Origin of the sequence: Streptomyces sp. NBC_01214, from assembly GCF_026340975.1 — a bacterium.
GTDB lineage: Bacteria > Actinomycetota > Actinomycetes > Streptomycetales > Streptomycetaceae > Streptomyces.
In genome coordinates, this window is the sequence record NZ_JAPEOS010000002.1 from 386206 (window position 1) to 407329 (window position 21124).

34 protein-coding genes are annotated in these 21124 nt (G+C 66.7%); all 34 read left to right on the forward strand.

Annotated elements, in window-relative coordinates; translation table 11 throughout:
• Window positions 1-3 precede the first annotated feature (3 nt).
• The 34 genes from rplC to rpsI all read left to right on the forward strand — a co-directional run bounded on the left by rplC (window position 4) and on the right by rpsI (window position 21055).
• Window positions 4-648, forward strand: coding sequence for a 50S ribosomal protein L3 (gene rplC, locus OG594_RS26590; RefSeq protein WP_007265899.1), 645 nt, complete (start codon window positions 4-6; stop codon window positions 646-648).
• Window positions 649-652: 4 nt separating this feature from the next.
• A complete protein-coding gene (gene rplD / locus OG594_RS26595; protein ID WP_030767300.1) occupies window positions 653-1303 on the forward strand; it encodes a 50S ribosomal protein L4 in 651 nt (216 codons plus the stop codon).
• Window positions 1303-1626, forward strand: a complete 324-nt coding sequence (rplW, locus tag OG594_RS26600) for a 50S ribosomal protein L23 (protein WP_007265901.1) — start codon at window positions 1303-1305, stop codon at window positions 1624-1626. Before rplD ends, rplW begins: the two co-directional genes overlap by 1 nt.
• A gap of 39 nt (window positions 1627-1665) precedes the next feature.
• Window positions 1666-2502, forward strand: a complete 837-nt coding sequence (rplB, locus tag OG594_RS26605; protein ID WP_008739715.1) for a 50S ribosomal protein L2 — start codon at window positions 1666-1668, stop codon at window positions 2500-2502.
• A 12-nt stretch (window positions 2503-2514) separates the two neighbouring features.
• On the forward strand, window positions 2515-2796 hold the full coding sequence (gene rpsS, locus OG594_RS26610) for a 30S ribosomal protein S19 (protein ID WP_008739713.1): 282 nt from the start codon (window positions 2515-2517) through the stop codon (window positions 2794-2796).
• A 43-nt stretch (window positions 2797-2839) separates the two neighbouring features.
• On the forward strand, window positions 2840-3187 hold the full coding sequence (gene rplV, locus OG594_RS26615) for a 50S ribosomal protein L22 (protein WP_007265904.1): 348 nt from the start codon (window positions 2840-2842) through the stop codon (window positions 3185-3187).
• Entirely contained in the window at window positions 3187-4029 is an 843-nt protein-coding gene (gene rpsC / locus OG594_RS26620) for a 30S ribosomal protein S3 (protein WP_030230639.1), read from the forward strand. Before rplV ends, rpsC begins: the two co-directional genes overlap by 1 nt.
• 5 nt (window positions 4030-4034) lie before the next feature.
• Complete coding sequence (gene rplP, locus OG594_RS26625) at window positions 4035-4454, forward strand: 50S ribosomal protein L16 (protein ID WP_008739704.1); 420 nt, start codon at window positions 4035-4037, stop codon at window positions 4452-4454.
• On the forward strand, window positions 4454-4678 hold the full coding sequence (gene rpmC / locus OG594_RS26630; protein ID WP_008739703.1) for a 50S ribosomal protein L29: 225 nt from the start codon (window positions 4454-4456) through the stop codon (window positions 4676-4678). Before rplP ends, rpmC begins: the two co-directional genes overlap by 1 nt.
• Window positions 4678-4959, forward strand: coding sequence for a 30S ribosomal protein S17 (gene rpsQ / locus OG594_RS26635; protein WP_030026328.1), 282 nt, complete (start codon window positions 4678-4680; stop codon window positions 4957-4959). Before rpmC ends, rpsQ begins: the two co-directional genes overlap by 1 nt.
• 105 nt (window positions 4960-5064) lie before the next feature.
• The gene (gene rplN, locus OG594_RS26640; RefSeq protein ID WP_008739701.1) at window positions 5065-5433 is read left to right on the forward strand and encodes a 50S ribosomal protein L14; all 369 of its coding nucleotides are present in this window, start codon (window positions 5065-5067) and stop codon (window positions 5431-5433) included.
• A 2-nt stretch (window positions 5434-5435) separates the two neighbouring features.
• The gene (gene rplX / locus OG594_RS26645; RefSeq protein ID WP_030008468.1) at window positions 5436-5747 is read left to right on the forward strand and encodes a 50S ribosomal protein L24; all 312 of its coding nucleotides are present in this window, start codon (window positions 5436-5438) and stop codon (window positions 5745-5747) included.
• Complete coding sequence (gene rplE / locus OG594_RS26650) at window positions 5747-6298, forward strand: 50S ribosomal protein L5 (protein ID WP_030388859.1); 552 nt, start codon at window positions 5747-5749, stop codon at window positions 6296-6298. The genes rplX and rplE overlap by 1 nt, the downstream gene beginning before the upstream one ends.
• A 5-nt stretch (window positions 6299-6303) precedes the next feature.
• A complete protein-coding gene (locus OG594_RS26655; RefSeq protein ID WP_003956452.1) occupies window positions 6304-6489 on the forward strand; it encodes a type Z 30S ribosomal protein S14 in 186 nt (61 codons plus the stop codon).
• A 222-nt stretch (window positions 6490-6711) separates the two neighbouring features.
• On the forward strand, window positions 6712-7110 hold the full coding sequence (gene rpsH, locus OG594_RS26660; RefSeq protein ID WP_007265911.1) for a 30S ribosomal protein S8: 399 nt from the start codon (window positions 6712-6714) through the stop codon (window positions 7108-7110).
• Window positions 7111-7130: 20 nt separating this feature from the next.
• Complete coding sequence (rplF, locus tag OG594_RS26665; protein WP_030008470.1) at window positions 7131-7670, forward strand: 50S ribosomal protein L6; 540 nt, start codon at window positions 7131-7133, stop codon at window positions 7668-7670.
• Window positions 7671-7672: 2 nt separating this feature from the next.
• Window positions 7673-8056 carry a 50S ribosomal protein L18 gene (rplR, locus tag OG594_RS26670; protein WP_030008471.1) on the forward strand — a complete coding sequence of 128 codons (384 nt, stop codon included), beginning with the start codon at window positions 7673-7675 and terminating at the stop codon, window positions 8054-8056.
• 45 nt (window positions 8057-8101) lie between these two features.
• Complete coding sequence (gene rpsE / locus OG594_RS26675) at window positions 8102-8704, forward strand: 30S ribosomal protein S5 (RefSeq protein WP_030008472.1); 603 nt, start codon at window positions 8102-8104, stop codon at window positions 8702-8704.
• The gene (gene rpmD, locus OG594_RS26680) at window positions 8704-8886 is read left to right on the forward strand and encodes a 50S ribosomal protein L30 (protein WP_005313525.1); all 183 of its coding nucleotides are present in this window, start codon (window positions 8704-8706) and stop codon (window positions 8884-8886) included. Before rpsE ends, rpmD begins: the two co-directional genes overlap by 1 nt.
• 2 nt (window positions 8887-8888) lie before the next feature.
• Window positions 8889-9344 (forward strand): 50S ribosomal protein L15, encoded by a 456-nt coding sequence (gene rplO, locus OG594_RS26685; RefSeq protein ID WP_030008473.1) that lies wholly within the window; start codon window positions 8889-8891, stop codon window positions 9342-9344.
• A gap of 187 nt (window positions 9345-9531) precedes the next feature.
• A complete protein-coding gene (secY, locus tag OG594_RS26690) occupies window positions 9532-10845 on the forward strand; it encodes a preprotein translocase subunit SecY (RefSeq protein ID WP_266603918.1) in 1314 nt (437 codons plus the stop codon).
• Complete coding sequence (locus OG594_RS26695; RefSeq protein WP_266603920.1) at window positions 10845-11492, forward strand: adenylate kinase; 648 nt, start codon at window positions 10845-10847, stop codon at window positions 11490-11492. The genes secY and OG594_RS26695 overlap by 1 nt, the downstream gene beginning before the upstream one ends.
• A gap of 103 nt (window positions 11493-11595) precedes the next feature.
• A complete protein-coding gene (gene map / locus OG594_RS26700) occupies window positions 11596-12447 on the forward strand; it encodes a type I methionyl aminopeptidase (protein ID WP_189733350.1) in 852 nt (283 codons plus the stop codon).
• 138 nt (window positions 12448-12585) lie between these two features.
• Complete coding sequence (gene infA / locus OG594_RS26705) at window positions 12586-12807, forward strand: translation initiation factor IF-1 (protein WP_003956442.1); 222 nt, start codon at window positions 12586-12588, stop codon at window positions 12805-12807.
• Between the two features lie 73 nt (window positions 12808-12880).
• Window positions 12881-12994: a 50S ribosomal protein L36 gene (gene rpmJ / locus OG594_RS26710; protein ID WP_003956441.1), complete on the forward strand. Its 114-nt coding sequence runs from the start codon at window positions 12881-12883 to the stop codon at window positions 12992-12994.
• Window positions 12995-13194: 200 nt separating this feature from the next.
• Window positions 13195-13575 carry a 30S ribosomal protein S13 gene (rpsM, locus tag OG594_RS26715; protein ID WP_007265919.1) on the forward strand — a complete coding sequence of 127 codons (381 nt, stop codon included), beginning with the start codon at window positions 13195-13197 and terminating at the stop codon, window positions 13573-13575.
• A gap of 54 nt (window positions 13576-13629) precedes the next feature.
• Complete coding sequence (rpsK, locus tag OG594_RS26720; protein WP_003956432.1) at window positions 13630-14034, forward strand: 30S ribosomal protein S11; 405 nt, start codon at window positions 13630-13632, stop codon at window positions 14032-14034.
• 151 nt (window positions 14035-14185) lie between these two features.
• The gene (locus tag OG594_RS26725) at window positions 14186-15208 is read left to right on the forward strand and encodes a DNA-directed RNA polymerase subunit alpha (RefSeq protein WP_007265920.1); all 1023 of its coding nucleotides are present in this window, start codon (window positions 14186-14188) and stop codon (window positions 15206-15208) included.
• A 140-nt stretch (window positions 15209-15348) separates the two neighbouring features.
• Window positions 15349-15810, forward strand: coding sequence for a 50S ribosomal protein L17 (gene rplQ / locus OG594_RS26730; protein WP_030008477.1), 462 nt, complete (start codon window positions 15349-15351; stop codon window positions 15808-15810).
• Between the two features lie 99 nt (window positions 15811-15909).
• Window positions 15910-16761 (forward strand): tRNA pseudouridine(38-40) synthase TruA, encoded by an 852-nt coding sequence (truA, locus tag OG594_RS26735; protein ID WP_266603926.1) that lies wholly within the window; start codon window positions 15910-15912, stop codon window positions 16759-16761.
• Window positions 16762-16817: 56 nt separating this feature from the next.
• Window positions 16818-18446 (forward strand): ABC-F family ATP-binding cassette domain-containing protein, encoded by a 1629-nt coding sequence (locus OG594_RS26740; RefSeq protein WP_266603928.1) that lies wholly within the window; start codon window positions 16818-16820, stop codon window positions 18444-18446.
• A gap of 77 nt (window positions 18447-18523) precedes the next feature.
• Window positions 18524-19819 carry a glycosyltransferase family 87 protein gene (locus OG594_RS26745; RefSeq protein ID WP_266603930.1) on the forward strand — a complete coding sequence of 432 codons (1296 nt, stop codon included), beginning with the start codon at window positions 18524-18526 and terminating at the stop codon, window positions 19817-19819.
• Between the two features lie 231 nt (window positions 19820-20050).
• Window positions 20051-20494, forward strand: a complete 444-nt coding sequence (rplM, locus tag OG594_RS26750) for a 50S ribosomal protein L13 (RefSeq protein WP_266603932.1) — start codon at window positions 20051-20053, stop codon at window positions 20492-20494.
• Between the two features lie 42 nt (window positions 20495-20536).
• Window positions 20537-21055, forward strand: a complete 519-nt coding sequence (gene rpsI / locus OG594_RS26755) for a 30S ribosomal protein S9 (RefSeq protein WP_030008482.1) — start codon at window positions 20537-20539, stop codon at window positions 21053-21055.
• Window positions 21056-21124 lie beyond the last annotated feature (69 nt).

A 21124-nucleotide genomic window follows, 5' to 3' on the forward strand; every position in this document is an offset into this window, starting at 1 on the left:
AAGATGGCAAAGCAGATCAAGGGCGTCCTGGGCGAGAAGCTCGGCATGACCCAGGTCTGGGACGAGAACAACCGTGTCGTCCCGGTGACCGTGGTCAAGGCCGGACCCTGCGTCGTTACCCAGGTCCGTACGAACGACATCGACGGCTACGAGTCGGTCCAGATCGCCTTCGGCGAGATCGACCCGCGCAAGGTGAACAAGCCCCTCAAGGGCCACTTCGCCAAGGCCGACGTGACCCCCCGCCGCCACCTGGTGGAGCTCCGCACCTCCGACGCCAGCGAGTACACGCTCGGCCAGGAGATCACTGCTGAGGTGTTCGAGTCCGGCGTCAAGGTTGACGTCACGGGCAACAGCAAGGGCAAGGGCTTCGCCGGTGTCATGAAGCGGCACAACTTCCGGGGCCTCGGCGCCGGTCACGGTGTGCAGCGCAAGCACCGCTCCCCCGGTTCGATCGGTGGCTGCGCCACCCCTGGGCGTGTCTTCAAGGGCATGCGCATGGCCGGTCGCATGGGTAACGAGCGTGTCACCACCCAGAACCTGACCATCCACGCGGTTGACGCGGAGAAGGGTCTGCTGCTCATCAAGGGCGCGGTCCCCGGTCCGAACGGCGGCCTCGTCCTGGTCCGTACCGCGGCCAAGGGGGCTTGAGGTAATGAGCACCATTGACATCCTTTCGCCGGCAGGCGACAAGGCCGGTACCGTCGAGCTCCCCTCGGAGATCTTCGACGCGAAGACCAGCGTTCCGCTGATCCACCAGGTCGTTGTCGCTCAGCTGGCTGCTGCCCGTCAGGGCACGCACAAGACCAAGCGTCGCGGCGAAGTCCGTGGTGGTGGCCGCAAGCCGTACCGCCAGAAGGGCACCGGCCGTGCGCGCCAGGGTTCGACCCGCGCGCCGCAGTTCGTCGGCGGTGGCGTTGTCCACGGCCCGCAGCCGCGTGACTACTCCCAGCGGACCCCGAAGAAGATGAAGGCCGCCGCCCTCCGCGGTGCCCTCTCGGACCGTGCGCGTCACTCCCGCATCCACGTCGTCACCGGCGTGGTCGAGGGTGCCGCCTCCACGAAGGCCGCCAAGACGCTGTTCGGCAAGATCTCGGAGCGCAAGAACCTGCTCCTGGTCGTCGAGCGCGCCGACGAGGCCGCGTGGCTGTCCGCCCGCAACCTGCCCCAGGTTCACATCCTGGAGCCGGGCCAGCTGAACACGTACGACGTGATCGTCTCTGACGACGTGGTCTTCACTCAGGCCGCTTTCGAGTCCTTCGTGTCTGGCCCCAAGGCCGATGAGACCGAAGGGAGCGACGCCTGATGTCTGAGGCGACCGTTACCAGCAAGACCTTCACTGACCCGCGCGACCTGCTGATCAAGCCGGTTGTCTCGGAGAAGAGCTACGCGCTGCTGGACGAGAACAAGTACACGTTCATCGTCGCGCCCGGCGCCAACAAGACCCAGATCAAGCAGGCCGTGGAAGCGGTCTTCTCGGTCAAGGTCACCGGGGTCAACACGATCAACCGTCAGGGTAAGCGCAAGCGCACCAAGACCGGTTTCGGCAAGCGTGCGAACACCAAGCGCGCCATCGTGACCCTTGCCGAGGGCAACCGTATCGACATCTTCGGCGGCCAGGCCTCCTAACGGAGGTCTAGTCGTCCGGAATCGGACGAGGACTGAGAAATGGGTATCCGCAAGTACAAGCCGACGACCCCGGGCCGTCGTGGCTCCAGCGTCGCCGACTTTGTCGAGATCACGCGGTCCACGCCGGAGAAGTCGCTGGTTCGCCCCCTGCACAGCAAGGGCGGCCGTAACAACACCGGTCGGATCACCGTTCGCCACCAGGGTGGTGGACACAAGCGCGCCTACCGCGTGATCGACTTCCGTCGTCACGACAAGGACGGCGTGCCGGCCAAGGTCGCGCACATCGAGTACGACCCCAACCGCACCGCGCGCATCGCGCTCCTGCACTACGCGGACGGCGAGAAGCGCTACATCATCGCGCCGAAGGCTCTGAAGCAGGGCGACCGGATTGAGAACGGCCCCACGGCCGACATCAAGCCCGGTAACAACCTGGCCCTCCGCAACATCCCGGTCGGTACCACGATCCACGCGATCGAGCTCCGTCCCGGTGGTGGCGCCAAGTTCGCCCGTTCCGCGGGTGCCTCCGTGCAGCTGCTGGCGAAGGAGGGCACGATGGCCCACCTTCGTATGCCGTCCGGTGAGATCCGTCTCGTCGACGCGCGCTGCCGCGCCACGGTCGGCGAGGTCGGCAACGCCGAGCAGTCGAACATCAACTGGGGCAAGGCCGGCCGCATGCGCTGGAAGGGCGTTCGCCCGTCCGTCCGCGGTGTCGCGATGAACCCGGTTGACCACCCGCACGGTGGTGGTGAGGGCAAGACCAGTGGTGGTCGCCACCCGGTCTCCCCGTGGGGTCAGAAGGAGGGTCGTACTCGCTCGCCGAAGAAGGCTTCGAGCAAGTACATCGTCCGCCGCCGCAAGACGAACAAGAAGCGCTAGGAGCGGGTTTAGATGCCGCGCAGTCTCAAGAAGGGGCCCTTCGTCGACGACCACCTCGTAAAGAAGGTGGACGTCCAGAACGAAGCCGGCACCAAGAACGTCATCAAGACCTGGTCCCGTCGCTCGATGATCATCCCCAGCATGCTGGGTCACACCATCGCGGTGCACAACGGCAAGACCCACGTCCCGGTGTTCGTCACCGAGTCGATGGTCGGCCACAAGCTCGGCGAGTTCTCGCCGACTCGCACCTTCCGCGGCCACGTCAAGGACGACCGGAAGTCGAAGCGCCGCTAAAGGCGGGGTGGTTATGACTATGACTTACACCGAAGGGACAACCATGGAAGCCAGGGCCCAGGCGCGGTACATCCGCGTCACGCCCATGAAGGCCCGCCGAGTGGTGGACCTTATCCGTGGCATGGATGCCACGGAGGCTCAGGCGGTCCTGCGTTTCGCCCCGCAGGCCGCGAGCGTGCCGGTTGGCAAGGTGCTTGACAGCGCCATCGCCAACGCCGCACACAACTACAACCACCCGGACGCCTCCACGCTGGTCATCAGCGAGGCGTACGTGGACGAGGGCCCGACCCTGAAGCGGTTCCGTCCGCGTGCGCAGGGCCGTGCCTACCGGATCCGCAAGCGGACCAGCCACATCACCGTGGTCGTCAGCAGCAAGGAAGGTTCCCGGTAATGGGCCAGAAGGTAAACCCGCACGGGTTCCGGCTCGGCATCACCACCGACTTCAAGTCGCGTTGGTACGCCGACAAGCTGTACAAGGACTACGTCAAGGAAGACGTCGCCATCCGTCGGATGATGACGTCCGGCATGGAGCGCGCCGGCATCTCGAAGGTTGAGATCGAGCGCACCCGTGACCGCGTGCGTGTGGACATCCACACCGCTCGTCCGGGCATCGTCATCGGCCGCCGTGGCGCCGAGGCCGACCGCATCCGCGGTGACCTCGAGAAGCTCACGGGCAAGCAGGTCCAGCTGAACATCCTCGAGGTCAAGAACCCCGAGCTTGACGCTCAGCTGGTTGCCCAGGCCGTGGCCGAGCAGCTCTCCTCCCGCGTCTCCTTCCGTCGCGCCATGCGTAAGAGCATGCAGGGCACGATGAAGGCCGGCGCCAAGGGCATCAAGATCCAGTGTGGCGGCCGTCTCGGCGGCGCCGAGATGTCCCGCTCCGAGTTCTACCGCGAAGGCCGTGTGCCGCTGCACACCCTCCGCGCGAACGTGGACTACGGCTTCTTCGAGGCCAAGACCACCTTCGGCCGCATCGGTGTGAAGGTCTGGATCTACAAGGGCGACGTCAAGAACATCGCCGAGGTTCGCGCCGAGAACGCTGCGGCCCGTGCGGGTAACCGCCCGGCCCGTGGCGCGCAGGGCGCTGGCGACCGTCCCGCCGGCCGTGGTGGCCGTGGTGGCGAGCGCGGCGGCCGTGGTGGCCGCAAGCCGCAGCAGGCTGCTGGTGTCGAGGCCCCCAAGGCCGACGCTCCCGCCGCCGCTCCGGCCGAGAGCACCGGAACGGAGGCCTGACCGACATGCTGATCCCTCGTAGGGTCAAGCACCGCAAGCAGCACCACCCGAAGCGCAGCGGTATGGCCAAGGGCGGTACTGAGGTCACGTTCGGCGAGTACGGCATCCAGGCGCTGACCCCGGCTTACGTGACGAACCGCCAGATCGAGGCGGCTCGTATTGCGATGACCCGCCACATCAAGCGTGGCGGCAAGGTCTGGATCAACATCTACCCGGACCGCCCGCTGACGAAGAAGCCGGCCGAAACCCGCATGGGTTCCGGTAAGGGTTCTCCCGAGTGGTGGATCGCCAACGTGCACCCGGGTCGGGTCATGTTCGAGCTGTCCTACCCGAACGAGAAGATTGCTCGTGAGGCGCTCACCCGCGCTGCTCACAAGCTTCCGATGAAGTGCCGGATTGTTCGGCGCGAGGCAGGTGAGTCGTGATGGCGACGGGAACCAAGGCGTCCGAGCTGCGTGAGCTCGGCAACGAGGAGCTCGTTGGCAAGCTGCGCGAGGCCAAGGAGGAGCTGTTCAAGCTCCGCTTCCAGGCGGCCACGGGTCAGCTGGAGAACAACGGCCGGCTCAAGTCCGTCCGTAAGGACATCGCTCGCATCTACACCCTGATGCACGAGCGTGAGCTCGGTATCGAGACGGTGGAGAGCGCCTGATGAGCGAGAAGAACGTGACTGAGACGAACGAGCGCGGTTTCCGCAAGACCCGCGAGGGTCTCGTCGTCAGCGACAAGATGGACAAGACCGTCGTCGTCGCTGTCGAGGACCGCGTGAAGCACGCCCTGTACGGCAAGGTCATCCGCCGTACGAACAAGCTCAAGGCGCACGACGAGCAGAACGCTGCTGGCGTCGGCGACCGCGTCCTCATCATGGAGACGCGTCCGCTGTCGGCGAGCAAGCGCTGGCGCATCGTCGAGATCCTCGAGAAGGCCAAGTAAGCACCTGAGGGGTTTCCCTTAGGTTCGTTCCGCCAGGCTCGGTGGGGGCGACGCTCTCCGGAGTGAAGCCCCCGCCGGGAACCGGCAGACAAACAGGAGATACACGTGATCCAGCAGGAGTCGCGACTGCGTATCGCCGACAACACTGGTGCCAAGGAAATCCTTTGCATCCGTGTTCTCGGTGGTTCCGGTCGCCGCTACGCGGGCATCGGTGACGTCATCGTCGCCACCGTCAAGGACGCGATCCCCGGTGGCAACGTGAAGAAGGGTGACGTCGTCAAGGCGGTCATCGTTCGCACCGTCAAGGAGCGTCGCCGCCAGGACGGCTCGTACATCCGCTTTGACGAGAACGCCGCCGTCATTCTGAAGAACGACGGCGACCCTCGCGGCACCCGTATCTTCGGCCCGGTGGGCCGTGAGCTGCGCGAGAAGAAGTTCATGAAGATCATCTCGCTCGCGCCGGAGGTGCTGTAAGCATGAAGATCAAGAAGGGCGACCTGGTCCAGGTCATCACCGGTAAGGACAAGGGCAAGCAGGGCAAGGTCATCGTTGCCTTCCCCGCCGACAACCGTGTCCTCGTCGAGGGTGTCAACCGGGTCAAGAAGCACACCAAGGCTGCGCAGAACCAGGCCGGTGGCATTGTGATCACCGAGGCCCCGGTCCACGTCAGCAACGTTCAGCTGGTTGTGGAGAAGGACGGCAAGAAGGTCGTCACCCGCGTCGGCTACCGCTTCGACGACGAGGGCAACAAGATCCGCGTTGCCAAGCGGACGGGTGAGGACATCTGATGGCTACCACTCCGCGTCTCAAGACGAAGTACCGCGAGGACATCGCGGGCAAGCTGCGTGAGGAGTTCTCCTACGAGAACGTCATGCAGATCCCCGGCCTCGTGAAGATCGTGGTCAACATGGGTGTGGGCGACGCCGCCCGCGACTCCAAGCTGATCGACGGCGCCATCAAGGACCTGACGACGATCACCGGTCAGAAGCCGGCCGTCACGAAGGCCCGCAAGTCCATCGCGCAGTTCAAGCTGCGCGAGGGTCAGCCGATCGGCTGCCACGTCACCCTCCGTGGTGACCGCATGTGGGAGTTCCTGGACCGTACGCTGTCGCTCGCGCTGCCGCGTATCCGTGACTTCCGTGGTCTGTCGCCGAAGCAGTTCGACGGCCGTGGTAACTACACCTTCGGTCTCACGGAGCAGGTCATGTTCCACGAGATCGACCAGGACAAGATCGACCGTACCCGGGGTATGGACATCACCGTGGTCACCACGGCGACCAACGACGACGAGGGCCGTGCCCTCCTTCGTCACCTCGGCTTCCCCTTCAAGGAGGCGTAAGCGAGATGGCGAAGAAGGCTCTCATCGCGAAGGCTGCCCGTAAGCCCAAGTTCGGTGTGCGTGCGTACACCCGCTGCCAGCGCTGCGGTCGCCCCCACTCCGTGTACCGCAAGTTCGGCCTGTGCCGCGTCTGCCTTCGTGAGATGGCTCACCGTGGCGAGCTGCCGGGCGTGACCAAGAGCTCCTGGTAATTCCCTTCCGTCCGTAAGGACTTGGGAAGTTCCAGAGACTCTCGGTAAGCATCTGGTCGGTGGGTGTCCAGCCCCGCATGCCGTAGGCTTGTGGGGTTGGGCGTCCGCCGCCCTATCGACTTACTACGCCGTAGGTCCCCGCACCGCACCCGTCCCGCCACTGAGTGGGGAGAGGGATGGCGCATACAGGAAACCCCGGCGAGAGAGGCCGAAGGCCACTTCATGACCATGACTGACCCGATCGCAGACATGCTGACCCGTCTGCGTAACGCTAACTCGGCGTACCACGACACCGTCGTGATGCCGCACAGCAAGATCAAGTCGCACATCGCAGAGATCCTCAAGCAGGAGGGTTTCATCACCGGCTGGAAGGTCGAGGACGCCGAGGTCGGCAAGAACCTCGTCCTCGAGCTGAAGTTCGGGCCGAACCGTGAGCGCTCCATCGCGGGCATCAAGCGGATCTCGAAGCCCGGTCTGCGCGTGTACGCGAAGTCCACCAACCTGCCGAAGGTGCTCGGCGGCCTGGGCGTGGCGATCATCTCCACGTCGCACGGTCTGCTCACCGGCCAGCAGGCAGGCAAGAAGGGCGTAGGTGGGGAAGTCCTCGCCTACGTCTGGTAGTCGGGAACGGAGGAAAAGCAATGTCGCGAATCGGCAAGCTCCCCATCCAGGTTCCCGCCGGTGTGGACGTCACCATCGATGGCAGCACGGTCGCGGTGAAGGGCCCCAAGGGTTCCCTCTCCCACACCGTCAAGGCTCCCATCGCCGTTGTTAAGGGCGAGGACGGCGTTCTGAACGTCACCCGTCCGAACGACGAGCGTCAGAACAAGGCCCTGCACGGCCTGTCCCGCACGCTGGTGGCGAACATGATCACCGGTGTGACCACGGGATACGTCAAGGCTCTCGAGATCAGCGGTGTCGGTTACCGTGTCCTGGCGAAGGGCTCCAACCTGGAGTTCCAGCTGGGTTACAGCCACCCGATCCTGGTGGAGGCGCCCGAGGGCATCTCCTTCAAGGTCGAGTCGCCGACCAAGTTCACGGTCGAGGGCATCGACAAGCAGAAGGTCGGCGAGGTCGCCGCCAACATCCGCAAGCTGCGGAAGCCCGACCCGTACAAGGCCAAGGGTGTCAAGTACGCCGGCGAGGTCATCCGCCGCAAGGTCGGAAAGGCTGGTAAGTAGCCATGGCATACGGTGTGAAGATCGCCAAGGGCGACGCGTACAAGCGCGCTGCCAAGGCTCGCCGCCACATCCGCATCCGCAAGAACGTCTCGGGTACGGCGGAGCGTCCGCGCCTCGTCGTGACGCGTTCGAACCGCAACATCGTTGCTCAGGTCATCGACGACCTCCAGGGCCACACCCTGGCGTCGGCGTCGACCCTGGATGCTTCGATCCGCGGTGGCGAAGGCGACAAGAGCTCGCAGGCTCAGGCTGTCGGCGCGCTCGTCGCCGAGCGTGCCAAGGCTGCGGGTGTCGAGACCGTCGTGTTCGACCGCGGTGGCAACCGATACGCCGGGCGCATTGCCGCTCTGGCTGACGCCGCCCGCGAAGCCGGGCTGAAGTTCTAAGCCCCGGTTCCGGGACTCACGGACGTAACAGAGAGAGGTAATCCAATGGCTGGACCCCAGCGCCGCGGAAGCGGTGCCGGTGGCGGCGAGCGGCGGGACCGGAAGGGTCGCGACGGTGGCCCTGCCGCCGAGAAGACCGCTTACGTTGAGCGCGTTGTCGCGATCAACCGCGTCGCCAAGGTTGTCAAGGGTGGTCGCCGCTTCAGCTTCACCGCGCTGGTCGTGGTGGGCGACGGTGACGGCACTGTAGGTGTCGGTTACGGCAAGGCCAAGGAAGTTCCCGCGGCCATCGCCAAGGGTGTCGAGGAAGCGAAGAAGAACTTCTTCAAGGTTCCGCGCATCCAGGGCACCATCCCTCACCCGATCCAGGGCGAGAAGGCTGCGGGCGTCGTCCTGCTGAAGCCTGCTTCCCCCGGTACCGGTGTTATCGCCGGTGGCCCGGTGCGCGCCGTTCTGGAGTGCGCCGGCGTTCACGACATCCTGTCGAAGTCCCTGGGCTCCGACAACGCGATCAACATCGTGCACGCGACCGTGGAGGCCCTCAAGGGCCTGCAGCGTCCCGAGGAGATCGCGGCTCGCCGTGGTCTGCCCCTCGAGGACGTCGCCCCCGCGGCTCTGCTTCGTGCACGTGCTGGGGCGGGTGCGTAATGGCTCGCCTCAAGATCACGCAGACGAAGTCGTACATCGGCAGCAAGCAGAACCACCGCGACACGCTGCGTTCGCTCGGGCTCAAGCGCCTGAACGACGTCGTCGTCAAGGAGGACCGCCCCGAGTTCCGCGGAATGGTGCACACCGTCCGCCACCTCGTGACGGTTGAGGAGGTTGACTAATCATGGCTGAGAACAGCCCGCTGAAGGCCCACAACCTCCGTCCCGCCCCCGGCGCCAAGACCGCGAAGACCCGTGTCGGTCGTGGTGAGGCGTCGAAGGGTAAGACGGCCGGTCGTGGTACGAAGGGCCAGAAGGCCCGTTACCAGATCCCGCAGCGCTTCGAGGGTGGGCAGATGCCCCTCCACATGCGCCTGCCGAAGCTCAAGGGCTTCAAGAACCCGTTCCGCACCGAGTTCCAGGTCGTGAACCTGGACAAGCTCGGCGCGCTCTACCCCGAGGGTGGAGAAGTCACGGTGGCCGACCTGGTCGCCAAGGGCGCGGTTCGCAAGAACAGCCTCGTCAAGGTCCTGGGCCAGGGCGAGATCTCCGTGGCGCTGCAGGTTTCGGTTGACGCCGTCTCCGCCTCCGCCAAGGAGAAGATTGCCGCTGCCGGCGGCACCGTCACCGAGCTCGTCTAAGACGATTTCAGTGGCTGAATAGCTCGAAACCCGACCGGGGATGCCTCACATATGGGGCATCCCCGGTCGGTCGTTCCACGGAAGGCACACTCGCCGGTAAGGTGGCGTGCACCTTTGCTTTGTCGTATTCGTCGATCCCTCAGACCGTCACCTCTGACGCAGTAGCGCGGGGGTCGCAGGAGGCACCGTGCTCACCGCGTTCGCCCGGGCGTTCAAGACGCCCGACCTGCGCAAGAAGCTGCTCTTCACGCTCGGCATCATCGTGCTGTTCCGGCTCGGGTCCCACGTACCGGTCCCCGGGGTGAGCTACAAGAACGTTCAGATCTGTGTGGAGCAGGCAGGCAGCAGCAATGGGCTGTTCGGCCTGGTCAACATGTTCAGCGGCGGTGCGCTGCTGCAGATCACGATCTTCGCGCTCGGCATCATGCCCTACATCACGGCGAGCATCATCCTGCAGCTGCTGACCGTGGTCATCCCGAAGCTGGAGACCCTCAAGAAAGAGGGCCAGTCCGGCACGGCGAAGATCACTCAGTACACGCGCTATCTGACGGTCGCGCTCGCGATCCTGCAGGGTACGGGCCTCGTCGCCACGGCCCGCACCGGTGCCCTGTTCCAGGGCTGCCAGGCCGCCAGCGAGATCGTTCCCGACCGCTCGATCTTCACCACGGTCGTCATGGTGGTCACCATGACCGCCGGCACCTGCGTCGTCATGTGGCTCGGTGAGCTCATCACCGACCGCGGCATCGGCAACGGCATGTCGATCCTCATGTTCATCTCGATCGCCGCCGGCTTCATCGGCGCGCTGTGGCAGATCAAGCTCCAGGGCAAGATCGCTGACGGCTGGGTCGAGTTCGGCGTGGTCATGCTCGTCGGCCTCGCGATGGTCGGCCTGGTGGTCTTCGTCGAGCAGGCGCAACGCCGGATCCCGGTCCAGTACGCGAAGCGCATGATCGGCCGCCGTGCGTACGGCGGTACCTCGACCTACATCCCGCTCAAGGTGAACCAGGCGGGCATCATCCCCGTCATCTTCGCCTCGTCGCTGCTCTACATCCCCGCGCTGGTCGTGCAGTTCAGCGGGTCCCAGGCCGGCTGGGCCGTCTGGATCCAGAAGCACTTCGTCAAGGGCGACCACCCGTACTACATCGCGGCCTACTTCCTCCTGATCGTCTTCTTCGCGTTCTTCTACGTGGCGATCTCGTTCAACCCCGAGGAAGTTGCAGACAACATGAAGAAGTATGGTGGGTTCATCCCGGGCATCCGCGCCGGTCGGCCCACCGCCGAGTACCTCAGCTACGTACTCAACCGGATCACCTGGCCGGGGTCGCTGTACCTGGGTCTCATCGCTCTTGTGCCGACGATGGCGTTGGCCGGCTTCGGAGCGAACCAGAACTTCCCGTTCGGCGGGACGAGCATCCTGATCATCGTGGGTGTGGGTCTGGAAACCGTGAAGCAGATCGAGAGCCAGCTCCAGCAGCGTAATTACGAAGGGTTCCTCCGCTGATGCGAATCGTCCTCGTTGGACCGCCCGGTGCGGGCAAGGGAACGCAGGCCGCGTTCCTTGCCAAGAACCTGTCGATTCCGCACATCTCCACGGGTGACCTGTTCCGGGCCAACATCAGCCAGGGCACCGAGCTGGGCAAGCAGGCGAAGGCGTACATGGACGCCGGCGACCTCGTGCCCGACGAAGTGACCATCGGCATGGCGAAGGACCGTATGGAGCAGTCGGACGCCGTGAACGGCTTCCTGCTCGACGGGTTCCCGCGCAACGTCTCGCAGGCCGAGGCGCTCGACGTGATGCTCCAGGCGGCGGGCATGAAGCTCGACGCCGTCCTCGACCTGGAGGTCGAGGAGGACGAGGTCGTCAAGCGGATCGCCGGTCGGCGGATCTGCCGCAACGAGTCCGCGCACGTCTTCCACGTGACGTACGCCCCGCCGAAGGCCGAGGGCGTCTGCGACACCTGCGGCGGCGAGCTGTACCAGCGCGGCGACGACTCCGAGGCCACGGTCCGCAACCGGCTGGAGGTCTACCACACGCAGACCGAGCCGATCATCGACTACTACAAGGCCCAGGGCCTGCTGGTGACCATCCCGGCCCTCGGTGAGGTCGCGGACGTCACGAAGCGCGCGATGGACGCCCTCAAGAAGTAGTCACCCTTTGTGTGCAGGTACGGCCGCGGTGTCCCCAGGGCATCGCGGCCGTACTGTTGAGAAGACCTGAACAACGCAGATCCGAAGGTGGAAGGCATTTCCCATGGTCCAGATCAAGACCCCCGAGCAGATCGCGAAGATGCGCGAGGCAGGGCTGGTCGTCGCGGCGATCCACGCTGCGACCCGTGAGGCGGCCGTGCCGGGTGCCACGACGCGGGATCTGGACATGGTGGCCCGCAAGGTCATCGCGGACGCCGGGGCCAAGTCGAACTTCCTCGGCTACGGCGGCTTCCCCGCGACCATCTGCACCTCGGTGAACGAGGTCGTCGTCCACGGCATCCCCGACGACAAGACCGTCCTCAAGGACGGCGACATCATCTCGATCGACGCGGGCGCGATCGTGGACGGCTGGCACGGCGACGCCGCGTACACGGCCTTCGTGGGCACCGGGCACGCCCCTGAGCTCGTGGAGCTGTCCCGGGTGACCGAGGAGTCCATGTGGGCCGGGATCGCCGCCATGAAGCTCGGCAACCGCCTCGTCGACATCTCCAAGGCGATCGAGACGTACATCAAGCGCCAGCCCCGCCCCTCCACCGGTGAGCACAGCCTCGGCAAGTTCGGGATCATCGAGGACTACGGCGGTCACGGCATCGGGTCCGAGATGCACATGGACCCCCACCTGCTGAACTACGTCTCGCGCAAGCGGGGCAAGGGGATCAAGCTGGTTCCGGGCCTCTGCCTGGCGATCGAGCCCATGGTCTCCCTGGGAACCGCCCAGACGGAGGTCCTTTCGGACGACTGGACGGTCATCACGACGGACGGCACCTGGTCCTCGCACTGGGAGCACTCCATCGCGCTGACGGAGGCCGGTCCCATCGTCCTGACCAGCCCGGACTGTGGAAAGGCGAAGCTGGCGGAGTACGGGGTCACCACGGCTCCGGACCCCCTCGGTTAATGATCTAGACTCTGGGGCAAACTTTCCGGATTCGTCTTTCTGGGTGCCCTGACGTAGACTGACTCGTCGGCTCTCGTGCACTTCCATGCCTGCATGGCGCACGGAGCTGATCAAGGTAGCCGATTCGAAAGGCGAAGCGTGGCCAAGAAGCAAGGTGCCATCGAAATCGAGGGCACCGTGATCGAGTCCCTCCCGAACGCGATGTTCAAGGTGGAACTCCAGAACGGTCACAAGGTCCTCGCGCACATCAGCGGCAAGATGCGCATGCACTACATCCGCATCCTCCCCGATGACCGGGTCGTTGTGGAGCTGTCTCCGTACGACCTGACGCGTGGCCGGATCGTCTACCGATACAAGTAGATCTTGCTCTCACTCCTGCCTGGGCATCCGTCCCGGTGCGGGTGGTGGCACTGACCCGGAGAACCTCACCAACATGAAGGTCAAGCCGAGCGTCAAGAAGATCTGCGACAAGTGCAAGGTGATCCGCCGTCACGGCCGGGTCATGGTCATCTGCGACAACCTGCGCCACAAGCAGCGCCAGGGCTGACGCACGCCGACCGACCTGCCTTCCGCAGTTCTTCGCGCGACGTAAGAAAACGTACATACGCAGAACCCGCCCAGCCCTTCACGGGGCCGGCGGCACCTCCGGCGGGGGCCGGGGACCCGGGCGTACCATCACCCACTTCGGGGTGGTCGGCGGTCGGGGTCGGTTCTGCTGAAGACCCCCGAACACACAGGAGCCATTGAATGGCACGCGTTTCCGGTGTTGACATCCCGCGCGAAAAGCGCGTGGAGATCGCACTCACCTACGTCTTCGGTATCGGGCGCACCCGGTCCAAGGAGATCCTCGCCTCCACCGGCGTGAACCCGAACACCCGCGTTCGTGACCTGGCCGAAGAGGACCTCGTCAAGATCCGCGAGTACGTGGACGCCAACCTCCGTACCGAGGGTGACCTCCGCCGCGAGATCCAGGGCGACATCCGCCGCAAGATCGAGATCCAGTGCTACCAGGGCATCCGCCACCGCCGCGGCCTCCCGGTGCACGGTCAGCGCACCAGCACCAACGCGCGTACCCGCAAGGGCCCGCGTCGCGCGATCGCCGGTAAGAAGAAGCCGGGCAAGAAGTAGTCCTGTTCAGCGGTCTTGCGCTGTAGGACCGACCACCTCCCGTAGGAGATTTAGATGCCCCCCAAGGGTCGTCAGGGCGCTGCCAAGAAGGTGCGCCGCAAGGAAAAGAAGAACGTCGCTCACGGGCACGCCCACATCAAGAGCACGTTCAACAACACCATCGTTTCGATCACGGACCCGTCCGGCAACGTGATCTCCTGGGCCTCCGCCGGCCACGTCGGCTTCAAGGGCTCGCGCAAGTCCACCCCCTTCGCCGCGCAGATGGCCGCCGAGTCGGCCGCCCGTCGCGCGCAGGAGCACGGCATGCGCAAGGTTGACGTCTTCGTGAAGGGTCCGGGCTCCGGCCGCGAGACCGCGATCCGCTCCCTGCAGGCCACCGGCCTCGAGGTCGGCTCTATCCAGGACGTCACCCCCACCCCGCACAACGGCTGCCGCCCGCCGAAGCGCCGCCGCGTCTGACGCAGCGGACGCACCTGTGCGTTCTTGAGTGTCCGGGCGGTACGACCCCTTCGGGGGACGTGCCGCCCGTACCCTTGCAGTAGCCGTACCCCTGGTACGGCATCCCGTCGGGCGTCAAATAGTGGGCGTCCACGAATGAAGGAACACAGACATGCTTATCGCTCAGCGTCCTTCGCTGACCGAAGAGGTCGTCGACGAGTACCGCTCGCGGTTCGTGATCGAGCCGCTCGAGCCGGGCTTCGGTTACACCCTCGGCAACTCCCTGCGCCGTACCCTCCTGTCCTCCATCCCGGGTGCCGCTGTCACCAGCATCCGCGTGGACGGCGTCCTGCACGAGTTCACCACCGTGCCGGGCGTCAAGGAAGACGTCACCGACATCATCCTCAACATCAAGCAGCTGGTCGTCTCCTCGGAGCACGACGAGCCGGTCGTGATGTACCTGCGCAAGCAGGGTCCCGGCCTGGTCACCGCTGCTGACATCGCGCCCCCGGCCGGTGTCGAGGTGCACAACCCGGACCTGGTCCTCGCCACGCTCAACGGCAAGGGCAAGCTGGAGATGGAGCTGACCGTCGAGCGCGGTCGCGGCTACGTCTCCGCCGTCCAGAACAAGCAGCTGGGCCAGGAGATCGGCCGCATCCCGGTCGACTCCATCTACAGCCCGGTCCTCAAGGTCACCTACAAGGTCGAGGCGACCCGAGTCGAGCAGCGCACCGACTTCGACAAGCTGATCGTCGACGTCGAGACCAAGCAGGCCATGCGCCCGCGTGACGCCATGGCGTCCGCCGGTAAGACCCTGGTCGAGCTGTTCGGTCTGGCGCGCGAGCTCAACATCGACGCCGAGGGCATCGACATGGGCCCGTCCCCCACGGACGCCGCCCTGGCCGCCGACCTGGCGCTGCCGATCGAGGAGCTCGAGCTCACGGTCCGCTCGTACAACTGCCTCAAGCGCGAGGGCATCCACTCCGTGGGTGAGCTCGTCGCCCGCTCCGAGGCCGACCTGCTCGACATCCGCAACTTCGGTGCGAAGTCGATCGACGAGGTCAAGGCGAAGCTGGCCGGCATGGGCCTGGCCCTCAAGGACAGCCCGCCCGGGTTCGACCCGACCGCCGCCGCCGACGCCTTCGGCGCCGACGACGACGCGGACGCCGGTTTCGTCGAGACCGAGCAGTACTGATCCATCCCGCCGCCGGCGGCCGGGGCCTTCGGCCCGGGTCGCCGGCCGGGCTTGGACCCAAGACTTTCCCGCGGCATCCGCCTCGGGGGAACTGACACCGGTACCTGACACGGCCGGTGCAGATATGAAGGAGTAACACCATGCCGCGTCCCGCAAAGGGTGCCCGCCTGGGCGGTTCCGCCGCGCACGAGAAGCACCTCCTCGCGAACCTCGCGAAGTCGCTCTTCGAGCACGGCCGCATCACCACCACCGAGGCCAAGGCCCGCCGCCTGCGTCCCTACGCCGAGCGTCTGGTCACCAAGGCCAAGAAGGGCGACATCCACAACCGTCGCCTGGTGCTGCAGACGATCACGGACAAGAGCATCGTGCACACGCTGTTCACCGAGATCGCCCCGCGCTACGAGAACCGCCCCGGTGGTTACACGCGCATCACCAAGATCGGCAACCGTCGTGGCGACAACGCCCCGATGGCCGTGATCGAGCTGGTCGAGGCCCTTACGGTCGCCCAGCAGGCCACTGGTGAGGCCGAGGCCGCCACCAAGCGCGCGGTCAAGGAGGCGGAGGCCGTCGAGACCCCCGCCGAGGAGACCAAGGAGGCCTGATCCCCCGGGATCACGCTTGCTTGAACGGCTCTGAACGGGCCCGCCCCCTTCCGGGGCGGGCCCGTTCTGCATATGGGTGATTCTGAGAGGATCGGTCACGTGAGTGACGAGGTGGAGCCCGGGCACGTCCGGGTGCGGTTGGACCTGAGCTACGACGGCAAGGACTTCTCCGGCTGGGCGAAGCAGCGCGTGCTGCGGACCGTCCAGGGCGAACTGGAGTCGGCCCTACGGACCGTGATGCGGCTGTCCGAGCCGGTCGAGCTGACCGTGGCCGGGCGGACCGACGCGGGCGTGCACGCCCGCGGGCAGGTCGCCCAGTTCGACCTCGCCGAGGAGGTGTGGGCCGAGCACCACGACAAGCTGCTGCGCCGCCTCGCGGGCCGGCTGCCGCACGACGTACGGGTGTGGAAGGTCGCCGAGGCCCCCGAGGGCTTCAACGCGCGCTTCTCGGCCATCTGGCGCCGCTACGCCTACCGCGTCGGCGACCACCAGGGCGGCGTCGACCCGCTGCGCCGCGGGCACGTGCTCTGGCACCAGTGGCCGCTCGACGTGGACGCCATGAACGAGGCCGCCGCCCCGCTGCTGGGCGAGCACGACTTCGCCGCTTACTGCAAGAAGCGCGAGGGCGCCACGACCATCCGTACCCTCCAGCAGCTCAGCTGGGAGCGCGCCGAGGACGGGATCATCACCGCGACCGTCCGCGCCGACGCCTTCTGCCACAACATGGTCCGCTCGCTGGTGGGCGCCCTGCTGCACGTCGGCGACGGGCACCGGCCCACCGACTGGCCCGGCAAGGTGCTGGCGGCCGCCGTACGGGACTCCTCGGTGCACGTGGTCAAGCCGCACGGCCTGACCCTGGAGGAGGTCGGCTACCCGGCGGACGAGCTGCTGGCCGCCCGCAGCAAGGAAGCGCGCAACGTGCGGACCCTGCCGGGCGCCGGCTGCTGCTGACCGGCCCTCGGGCGTCCGGCTAATCCGTTTGGGCGGATCGGCGCCGGACCGGGACAATGCCCGGCATGGGACATCTCGAAGCCAGCCACCTGGAGTACTACCTTCCCGACGGGCGGGTACTGCTCCCTGACGTCTCCTTCCGCGTGGGGGAGGGGTCGGTCGTCGCGCTCGTCGGGGCGAACGGGGCCGGCAAGACCACCCTGCTGAAGATGATCTCCGGCGAGCTCCAGCCGCACGGCGGCGGGATCACCGTCTCCGGCGGCCTCGGCGTGATGTCGCAGTTCGTGGGCTCGGTGCGGGACGAGACGACCGTACGGGACCTGCTGGTCTCGGTGTCCCAGCCGCGCATCCGGGAGGCCGCCAAGGCGGTGGACCGCGCCGAGCAGCTGATCCTGACGGTGGACGACGAGGCCGCGCAGATGGCCTACGCCCAGGCGCTGAGCGACTGGGCGGACGTCCAGGGGTACGAGGCGGAGACGCTGTGGGACGTCTGCACCATGGCCGCGCTGGCGATTCCGTACGACTCCGCGCAGTTCCGCGAGGTCCGCACGCTCTCGGGCGGTGAGCAAAAGCGCCTCGTGCTGGAGGCGCTGTTGCGCGGGCCCGACGAGGTGCTGCTGCTCGACGAGCCGGACAACTATCTGGACGTCCCCGGCAAGCGCTGGCTGGAGGAGCAGCTGAAGGCCACCCGCAAGACGGTGCTCTTCGTCTCCCACGACCGGGAGCTGCTGACCCAGGCCGCCGAGAAGATCATCAGCCTGGAGGCGAGCCCGACGGGCTCCGACGTCTGGGTGCACGGCGCCGGCTTCGCCACGTACCACGACGCCCGCAAGGAGCGCTTCGCGCGCTTCGAGGAGCTCAAGCGGCGCTGGGACGAGGAGCACGCGCGGCTGAAGGCGCTGGTGCTGCGACTGCGCAACCAGGCCGCGAGCAGCCCCGACATGGCCTCGCGGTACCACGCGATGCAGACCCGCTTCAAGAAGTTCGAGGAGGCCGGCCCGCCGCCGGAGCCGCCGCGCGAGCAGGACATCAAGATGCGGCTCAAGGGCGGGCGCACGGGCGTGCGCGCCCTGACCGTGGAGAACCTGGAGCTGACCGGCCTGATGAAGCCCTTCTCCCTGGAGGTCTTCTACGGGGAGCGGGTCGCGGTCCTCGGCTCGAACGGCTCGGGCAAATCGCACTTCCTGCGTCTGCTGGCCGGTGAGGACGTCAAGCACACCGGTGACTGGAAGCTGGGCGCGCGGGTGGTTCCCGGCCATTTCGCGCAGACCCACGCCCACCCGGAGCTCTTCGGACGGACCCTCGTCGACATCCTGTGGACGGAGGCGGCGAAGCCGCTGGGGCAGGCGATGGGGGCCCTGCGCCGGTACGAGCTGGAGCGCCAGGGCGACCAGCCGTTCGAGAAGCTCTCGGGCGGGCAGCAGGCGCGCTTCCAGATCCTGCTGCTGGAGCTGGCGGGCACCACGGCGCTGCTGTTGGACGAGCCGACGGACAACCTGGACCTGGAGTCGGCGGAGGCGCTGCAGGACGGACTGGAGGCGTACGACGGCACTGTGCTGTGCGTCACGCACGACCGGTGGTTCGCGCGCACATTTGACCGTTACTTGGTCTTCGGTTCGGACGGTGTTGTGCGGGAGACTCAGGAACCCGTCTGGGACGAACGTAGAGTCGAACGCAAGCGCTAGGGGGGGGGCGACCGACCGTGGCCCCCTCGGTCGAGTGAGGGGCAGGCGTCGTGGGGCTGCGGCCTAGCATCTGGCTGATGAAGTGGGAGAACCAGGGCCCGGGGGGCGGGGGTGCCGGGGACCGGGGCCGGGGGGACGGGGGAGCCGGGGGCAGGCTGATCGGCTGGCTGCTCCAGCCGGCCGCCCGGTCCTGGCAGGTGGTCTCCCTCGCGGTGCTGCTCGGGATCGCCGTCTCCACGAGCCTGCGGGCGAACTGGGGCTCCGACAACGCGTTCGTGGTCAAGGCCGCGCAGACGCTGCTGGAGGGCGGGTCCCCGTACGAGGACAAGCGCTTCCTCTACCTGCCCAGTGCCGTGCTCATGGCGGTTCCCGAGGCGCTGCTGCCCCGCGAGGTGCTGCGGTGGCTGCTGCCGCTCGGGATGTCGGGGCTGCTGGGCGTTGGCTGGCTGGCCGCGCTGCGGATATTCGCGGTGCCGCTGCGCTCGCGCTTCGCGGTCGGCGGCCTCGCGGTGTTCGCCCTCGTCTACAAGCCGTACGTCAACCTCGTGCTGATCGGCAACTGGACCGCCATCTCGGCGGCCGCCCTGCCGGTGGCGCTGTTGCTCGCGCAGCGGCGCTCGTGGGGGTCGGCCGGGCTGGTGGTGGGGCTCGCGATCGCGTGCAAGCCGATGCTCGTGCCCCTCGGACTGCTCTTCCTGGTCGCCCGGCGGTGGCGGGCGCTGGCCGCGGCCGTGCTGGTGCCGCTGGGGTTCTCGCTGGCCGGCGCGCTGGTGATGCCGAGCCCGTCGCTGTTCTTCACCAAGACCCTGCCCTTCCTGCTCCAGGGGCAGGACTCGTACGCGCTGCCGTGGGACGCCTCGCCGATCGCCGTGCTGCCGCGGCTGGGCGTGCCGGCGCCGCTGGCGGTGCTGGTGGCCTTCGCGGGAGCCGGGGCGGGCCTGTGGGCGGCCTGGGTGCGGTGGCGGCGGGAGGATGCCGACGGGGGTGAGCTGCGCCTGGTGGAGACGGCCTGCATGGTGATGCTCGCCGCATTCTTGGTGTCGCGGCCGTCCTTCGACCACTACCTGTTGGTGGTCCTGCCGCTGCTGATGGCCTCGGTGGTGCGGCCGGATGCGGCGGCGCGTTCGCCCTGGTTCTGGGCGGTGCTGGGGCCGCAGGTGGCGGGCGTTCCGTGGCCGTCCGAGCTGGAGGCCAAGCGGCGCGCCTTCAAGGACTGCGCCACCCTGTGCGGGCTCGCGTTCGTGCTGGCGCGTCGTGCACTGCGCCCGGAACGGGTTACTCTGGAGCCCGTAACAACTGCGGGGTCCCCACCCAGGACCGAACCGGAGTGCGCCGCGACGCCAGCAGAATCGGCATCGCGGACCGCGTTTTGACCCGTACGGGTCTGCTTGGGTATCCTGCTGGTTTGTTATGCGTATTGGCTTTCTCATTCTCACGTGAAAGGGCCTTGCGCCGGTCCACCGGACCGATGACCAGCAGTTTCACGCGGGTGCGTCCCCGCTGTGAACGAGGGCTGTCGTGATCGTCCGTGGTGACCCTGTCAGGACCTTCCCGTGGGGCTTGCGCCCTTGGGATACCACCACTGAAGAAGCGAAGGCATACGCGTGCGTACGTTCAGCCCCAAGCCCGGCGACATCTCGCGCCAGTGGCTCGTCATCGACGCCCAGGACGTTGTCCTCGGCCGTCTGGCGACCCAGGCCGCTGCCCTCCTGAAGGGCAAGCACAAGCCGACCTACGCCCCCCACATGGACATGGGTGACTTCGTCGTCATCATCAACGCCGACAAGGTGCACCTGTCCGGTAACAAGGCGTCGCAGAAGATGGCGTACCGCCACTCCGGCTACCCGGGCGGTCTCCGCTCGGTGCGCTACGACGACCTCCTGGCGAACAACCCGGAGAAGGCCGTCGAGAAGGCCATCAAGGGCATGCTCCCCAAGAACACCCTGGGCCGTCAGATGCTCTCGAAGCTGAAGGTCTACTCGGGCGACCAGCACCCCCACGCTGCCCAGCAGCCGGTGCCGTTCGAGATCACCCAGGTCGCGCAGTAGTTCCGGCCACCCCCTAAGACGTAGAAAATTCTGAGGAGCATCGTGGCCGAGACCACCGCCGAGACGACCGTCGAAGAGTTCGAGGGCAACGTCGAGGAGTACACCAGCGAGTCTGAGGTCGTCGTCGAGGGCGACTACACCTCCGAGTCCCTTGCCGGTCGCTTCGGCGACCCCCAGCCGGCCGCCGGCCTGGGCCGTCGCAAGAACGCCATCGCCCGCGTCCGGATCGTTCCGGGCACCGGCAAGTGGAAGATCAACGGTCGCACCCTTGAGGACTACTTCCCCAACAAGGTGCACCAGCAGGAAGTCAACGAGCCCTTCAAGCTCCTCGAGCTTGACGGCCGCTACGACGTCATCGCCCGCATCGCGGGTGGCGGCGTGTCCGGCCAGGCCGGCGCCCTGCGCCTCGGTGTGGCCCGTGCGCTGAACGAGGCGGACGTGGACAACAACCGCCCGGCGCTGAAGAAGGCCGGCTTCCTCTCCCGCGACGACCGTGCGGTCGAGCGCAAGAAGGCCGGTCTCAAGAAGGCCCGTAAGGCTCCGCAGTACAGCAAGCGTTAATCTGCGCCTGCTGTTCTGCAACGAAACCGCCCCGGCAGCACTCTCTGTGCTGCCGGGGCGGTTCGTTTA